Genomic DNA, 6,236 nt, shown 5'->3' with positions numbered 1-6,236 from the left:
ATTATATTTTTTTTGGTATCAATGCCATTTTATTTGGTATTAATGCTATTTTCTTTGGTATCAATATGCAGTGGTTTGAGGTATGATAGCGGCAAAAAAAAATCCGCTTTGTTGAAAGCGGATTTGTATGATTGTAATCAGAAATGTTGAGATGCTCTGTTTGCTTAATGGCTTGACAATACCATGATTTTATTTTGTAAACACTACTTGGTAGCTGAGCAAAAAAAAAATTAAACGGTCGTGTTTGCGGGTCTTCCCGTGGCGTTGCCCTGTGCATCAAATCGAGCTTTGAGTTTGTCCACAGACGATTTAGCATTGGCAATGCCGCTGTCGTTGGCGGTTTTAAATGCGTTGTATATCACGTTGGCTTGTCCGTATCCTTCGTGTCCTGCAATTCTTTTGGCATCTGCCACCCTTTGCAAAGCGTTGTTTAGGGCACTTTCTATTTGGTCGAGTTGGTTAAAAATAGCCAAATCGTTTTGCATATTGGTCAGGTTGACAAACGCTGGCAAAATGCCTGCTCCGTTTAGCTGTGCTTCAGATAGACAGTCTTCGGCAAATACTTTATTGGCTACATTTATGGCATTGTAGCCCAAGCGTTGCTCGTCTGTTAGGGTGGTGTTGGCTGGAATTTTCGACAAGATAGTGGCTATACTTGTGTTGATTGCTGCCATATCGGCAGCGGCTAAAACGACATTGATTTTGTTTTCTGATAAATTTGACATAAATAAAATATTGAATGAGTGCCTACTCTATTAACCGTTTTCGGCTTTTCGGGTGTATAAAAATAAGAACTTTGTATTTTTATAAAACAAAAATAGGTATTATTTGTTATAATGCTTATTAATTTTAACAATTTATTTTAGTTCTTATACTTCCTTTTCATCAAATATTAGTTTATTTATTTTTTTTGTAGGCTATTCATTTTGGCTATCGTATGTATTTTTTAATTGTTATGTAGCCTTTAATTAAACTTCTACATGATACTTATTGATAATTTGCAAAACGTCTTCCAAAATAATTTTTTCTTTATTGATGGTAGTTTCGCCAAAATTTTTTATTATTTTAAAATCATAAATACTTCTAATTTTTTTATAATGATCTGCAATATCTTGTCTTCGACTCATTATTTTTGAGTGTGTTGGGTATTTTTCTTTTATTAGGTTATAAATTTCTTGCTTGAGGTTTTCTTTTAGGTTTTCTGTTTTTTGTTGTTCGCTATATACCAACGTTTTATAATATATAGACATGTACAAATAACATACCTCTTGTTCTATCACTATTTGAGTGCTGCTATTAACTATTTCATATTGATTTGGATTGAGGTATTGGTACACATCAATTTCTTGATTTTCTTCAAAAACTACTTTTATTATTTTTAGTTTCATATTAATTACTTTTTATTAATCACTCTTTTTGTAGCGTCTATTTTTCATATCCCGTTTTTTTACGTTCGAAATAAAATTTTAAACGGCTTATGGATTAAAATCTTTATCTTTCTCATAGCCTTCATAATAATAGGACTGCTCGATTCCTTTAAAAATAATTTCTCTATTGTTTATATCATCTGTTAGGTTTTGACTTAACAACGTTTTTAATTCCAAATCATTGATAGGGCTACGCTCCATGGCTTGCAAATAAAGGGTTTTATTTACAAATTGCCAATTGATCATTTTTTTAAGTCTTTTTTTAAGGATCATGTCCAACCATATTCTCATAGACCGGCCGTTGCCTTCCATAAATGGGTGGGCAATATTCATTTCTACATACTTGGCAATGATTTCATCAAAGGTATTCTCGGGCATTTGTTCAATTTTTACCAAAATTTCATTCAAATATAAAGCAGTAGCAAACCGAAAGCCTCCTTTTGAAATGTTGTAAATTCTTATTTTGCCTGCAAAATCATATAGATTTTTAAATAAATAATAATGAATTTGCATCAAACCATTAGTTGATCCTACCTCGATAGTTTGTATAGTGCCTGTTTCAAATAGTTGAAAGGCATTTTTTATACTTTGCTTGTCTGTATTGTGGTTATTCATGTGTATCTATTTATTGTTTTTTAAGGTCATAAGCCATTAATTTGTTTTTATTGGTGTTGGCAAGCTAACAATTTTGTTCGTGCCAATTTCTTGTTTTTAAAAAATCTCGATGGTATCTATTTCATTTCCTAGCAAATATTTATTGTCATCATTTGTTCGTACCTGCAAATTTACAATTGTTCCCGCAAATTGTCCTATAAATTGATTGTGACTTCTACTTTACTATCAAATTGATAAAACCCCTTGTTACTTATGATTTGCCTTTTTCCTTTGTTTAGGGCTTTAAATTCGTTTAAAACTGCTAATTGTAAGTAAAACATTCAAATTTATAGTGAAATAAGAGTCCTACAAGGTCTGAAAAAAGACCTTGCATGACAAGAGGGTTGACTTTTTTAATCTTTTACAATGAAAGTCCTACAAGGTCTGAAAAAAGACCTTGCAGAACAGATTCGTTGTTTTTTTTTTTAAAAGATTTGAAATTTTTTACGAATAAAAAGTCCTACAAGGTCTGAAAAAAGACCTTGCATGACAAGAGGGTTGACTTTTTTAATCTTTTACAATGAAAGTCCTACAAGGTCTGAAAAAAGACCTTGCAGAACAGATTCGTTGTTTTTTTTTAAAAAAGATTTGAAATTTTTTACGAATAAAAAGTCCTACAAGGTCTGAAAAAAGACCTTGCAGGACAGATGGATTGTTTTTTGATGTTTAATTATTCATTGGCTTGTTGTGCTGATGGTGTATAATGGCAAAATACTGTTAAAGCTCCTGCTATAAGTACTATATTTTTAATAATATATTGTCCGACCAATGTTGGAAAGTAATACCCTTTTGAGAAACATGTTTCTTTTAGAATAATTATTGGAAAAAAAGTAACTATCATGTGCAATAATAATAGGATTACTATATAGGGAAGAATTTTTGATATGAGCAACCCTAGTCCTATAAACATTTCGCACAAACCCAAAATGGGTATAAAAGTTTCGGGTTGCCACCAATAAACCGTGTTACTCACAAGCTGTTCGGCGGGGCTGTTACCAACTATTTTAAGGCATCCAAACCATATATAGACCAATGCCAAAGAAATCTTAAGCAAAAAAATACTATTGTTGTGAAATTTGTTAGCACAATATGCCATTTTTTGTTGTAAACGATTCATGTGTTTTCTATTTTTAAAAATTAATTATTCTGCTCCGTCTGTTGTGGCTCTGATAACTGCAAAATGGCCAACGGTTTCGCCTAAAAGCAATCCTTTTTCGCAATCACTTCTGTAATGGATGGCTCCAAACAAGCGGGAGTTCGAAGCGTCTTTGGCCATGTTTTGAAAGTCTTGTGCTTTTTGTGGCACAATATGACCTAAAATAGTGGCGGCAGCTCCGCTAAATGTGGAATGTCCCGATACATAGGCAGGAAAATTGGGAATACCCGTCAATGTTTTGATAGATGGATCTACTTGACTGGGTCTTGGATTGAAGTAAAAATATTTGGCATCCCAGCAACTGATTGCGGCATCCATCAATGAAATGTTCAACAAAGCCATATTTCTTGCCCATCGTATTTCGCTATAATTTTGTGGCACAAATGCCTCTGCGGCTATGGCATTCCAATGGCCTGGAGGGGTGTATGTACCAACGCCATCTGCCCAAAAACTTACAATTTTCATTTGTTCACGAGTGGCATTTGTTGCAAAATATTTTACTTCTGCCAGTTCTGCAGCAAACTGTGCCGAATGGGTGGATGGTGGTGGTACGGGTCTGGAGGCAACAACATTGGCCGGTGTCATCAAAAACGATTTTACGTTGCCAAACAATGGCAACATGGGTGGTCTGGCTGGCATGTCGAGGGATTTCCAAGCCATTTCGCCTGTGGCCTCTGTATTGGTTTGCAAAGCATTCCATAGCGTTGCATTGCCCACAGCAGCACCCGCTCCATCGGTTTTGGCTCGGGTTACAAATTTTGCAGCCACTTTTTTTCCTAATGCAAATCCTGCCTCAATATCGCTTCTTACATTGGCTCCTGCAATGATGCGATACAGCTTTTCTTCTTCTGCTTTTTCATTAATAAAAGGCACATCGGTGGGAAATAATAATTTGAGCATTTCTACCGTTACTCCCGCTAATACAGCATCTTCAGACGGGTAAGACGGTAACACCGATCGAGGTACCAATGCCATAATACTGGCATCTACCGTATATGGTGCTGGCCTATTATAAATTTTCTTGAAATGCCAAGCAGCAACCAGTGCGTCATATTGTGCGGCACTTACATAAGCAAAGGCTCTAGCTGCATACGGTGGATTTGAAAATGGAAATTGCGGATTGGCAAACGGATTGGCACTCGAAGGAATCGGATACGATCCGTCGGGGTTTTGATACGGTGGCAAATTGTGCTTAGCCACCAATGTACGCATGATTTCATTCCATCGCACCACGCTTCCTGCACTCCAATAGTCTATCAATTGATGTTGAGCCACTGTTATATTGGTTTGATAACTCTTGATTTCATTGATTTCGCTAACATAGCTGGCCGAATTGGTAGCGGCCGGAACATCTACTGCAAATTCGTCTGGAGCTGTTAGCAAATACGTTTTCCATAACCCCGCATTCAAATCAGGGTTGGTCGGATTCAATTGTGGAAACTGTTCATTTCGTTCGGTTAGTTCTTTGTTGCAAGACGATATGGCTAATATGCTTATTGTCAGCACTATAAATAAATTTATTTTAGTTAGTTTTGTTTTCATTTGGTATAGATTTTGAAAAATTAATAATATAAAAAGCACCAATATTATAGGCCAATGTTTGCCCCACGTTGCGACCTGCTACTACATAGCTAGAACCTCCCGTAATAGACAAACCCGAAATTTTTTTGAAAGTATATTTCCAGTTCATCCCCACTCGAGAAGCATTCATCGTATTGCTCGGAAATGGCATATTATTGGTACTTATATCAAATCCCGTTTGGGTAATCATGTTGTCCCACAACAACTCGGCTATCCAGTAATCCGAACGGTATCCCATTCGCAATTGGGTTTGTATTGCATTTGGCATTTTAACTTCGTTTGTATAATGATATGTTGTTGTATAATAGGCTTCTCTGTCTATCGTTATGTTATTTCGATACATAAAAGCTCCCGAAATCGTACTAAAAAAATGATGCCGCTGAAAATCGGCCATTACTCTAAATGTGGCAGTTTTACTACGCAAACCCAAGCTCAATGGCAAATAATCGGCTGGATAATTGGATACCGGAACCGAAAAACCTACTAGCGTATATAACGAATAGGTGTTGTTGCCAATCGTAGTTTCGATGGGCATATATTTGGCCATCAACGACAAATCCTGAAATCCTTTTTGCCCTGCTAATGTTCCAGCACTCGCTTTTGCCGTTACATACGGCAACCCAAACAATAAGTTCAGTTTGCTAGACACCCCATAATTTCCCATAATTCCAAACGATTGATGGGTTACCGTGCCTAAATTTAGATTGTCCCGTTTAAATGTTCCTTCCCAGTAATGGTCCCAACTTTCATGTTGAAACATTGTTCCTATGCACAAATTGTTTTTGTCCATCATCAAAGCATCGTTGTCGGTTTGACCCCATCCCAATAAAGCACTACATAATGCCATACTACAATAGATTTTTTTCATATAATTTAGTTTAGTTTAGTTTTTTTTGATTTTAGTTTTCGGCTTTCATAAACATTTCATGAAACCCAAAGCACCTAAATTTTTTCATTCTTATGCCTCAACATAGCACTGTGTAGCAAGTATCAAAATGAAAATGTTTTAGATGAAATTACATTAATTATACCTACAAAATAGTCCAAACTACTAATTTTTTTTGCTAAATGAATTCAAAAAAAAAAGAGTTCCGTAGCCCAGCTTTNNTTTTTTCTAAAAAATAATTTCGCATTTTGGAACTATTCTATAAATATAAATGGGTATAAAGTGAAATAAAAACAGCACAATCTCTTGATAACCAAATGTTTAAAAACAAAGTTACGCTAAGAAATCAATACTTAAATAGAATAAAATACAGACAAAGGCTCCGTGTAGGAAGGGAAAAGCATTTTTTTTGCCCCATCAAAACGCTTCCATCAAGACAAAGATTGTAACCAACTACAATACGATTTTGTTTTTCCTTATTCAAAACAACTTCAGGCCAATTGTTTGGGCGTACCCTCCGTAAACTACGGGT

General features: G+C 35.5%; 6 protein-coding genes. All 6 read right to left on the bottom strand.

Annotated features, from left to right (window positions below; genetic code table 11):
• Positions 1 to 230 precede the first annotated feature (230 nt).
• The 6 genes from B0A58_RS13340 to B0A58_RS13315 all read right to left on the bottom strand — a co-directional run bounded on the left by B0A58_RS13340 (position 231) and on the right by B0A58_RS13315 (position 5,686).
• Positions 231 to 725: a hypothetical protein gene (locus tag B0A58_RS13340; protein WP_014083068.1), complete on the bottom strand. Its 495-nt coding sequence runs from the start codon at positions 723 to 725 to the stop codon at positions 231 to 233.
• Positions 726 to 968: 243 nt separating this feature from the next.
• Positions 969 to 1,388, bottom strand: a complete 420-nt coding sequence (locus tag B0A58_RS13335) for a hypothetical protein (protein WP_089081473.1) — start codon at positions 1,386 to 1,388, stop codon at positions 969 to 971.
• 87 nt (positions 1,389 to 1,475) lie between these two features.
• A complete protein-coding gene (fic, locus tag B0A58_RS13330; RefSeq protein ID WP_089081472.1) occupies positions 1,476 to 2,042 on the bottom strand; it encodes a protein adenylyltransferase Fic in 567 nt (188 codons plus the stop codon).
• Positions 2,043 to 2,751: 709 nt separating this feature from the next.
• Positions 2,752 to 3,198 carry a hypothetical protein gene (locus tag B0A58_RS13325; RefSeq protein WP_089081471.1) on the bottom strand — a complete coding sequence of 149 codons (447 nt, stop codon included), beginning with the start codon at positions 3,196 to 3,198 and terminating at the stop codon, positions 2,752 to 2,754.
• Positions 3,199 to 3,222: 24 nt separating this feature from the next.
• On the bottom strand, positions 3,223 to 4,779 hold the full coding sequence (locus B0A58_RS13320; protein WP_089081470.1) for a phosphatase PAP2 family protein: 1,557 nt from the start codon (positions 4,777 to 4,779) through the stop codon (positions 3,223 to 3,225).
• Positions 4,760 to 5,686 carry a hypothetical protein gene (locus B0A58_RS13315; RefSeq protein WP_089081469.1) on the bottom strand — a complete coding sequence of 309 codons (927 nt, stop codon included), beginning with the start codon at positions 5,684 to 5,686 and terminating at the stop codon, positions 4,760 to 4,762. The genes B0A58_RS13320 and B0A58_RS13315 overlap by 20 nt, the downstream gene beginning before the upstream one ends.
• Positions 5,687 to 6,236 lie beyond the last annotated feature (550 nt).

It is taken from the genome of Flavobacterium branchiophilum NBRC 15030 = ATCC 35035 (assembly GCF_002217205.1).
In the GTDB taxonomy this organism is placed as follows: domain Bacteria; phylum Bacteroidota; class Bacteroidia; order Flavobacteriales; family Flavobacteriaceae; genus Flavobacterium; species Flavobacterium branchiophilum.
The sequence above is the reverse complement of the archived record's forward strand: the minus strand, read 5'-3'. Positions and strand labels throughout refer to the sequence as shown.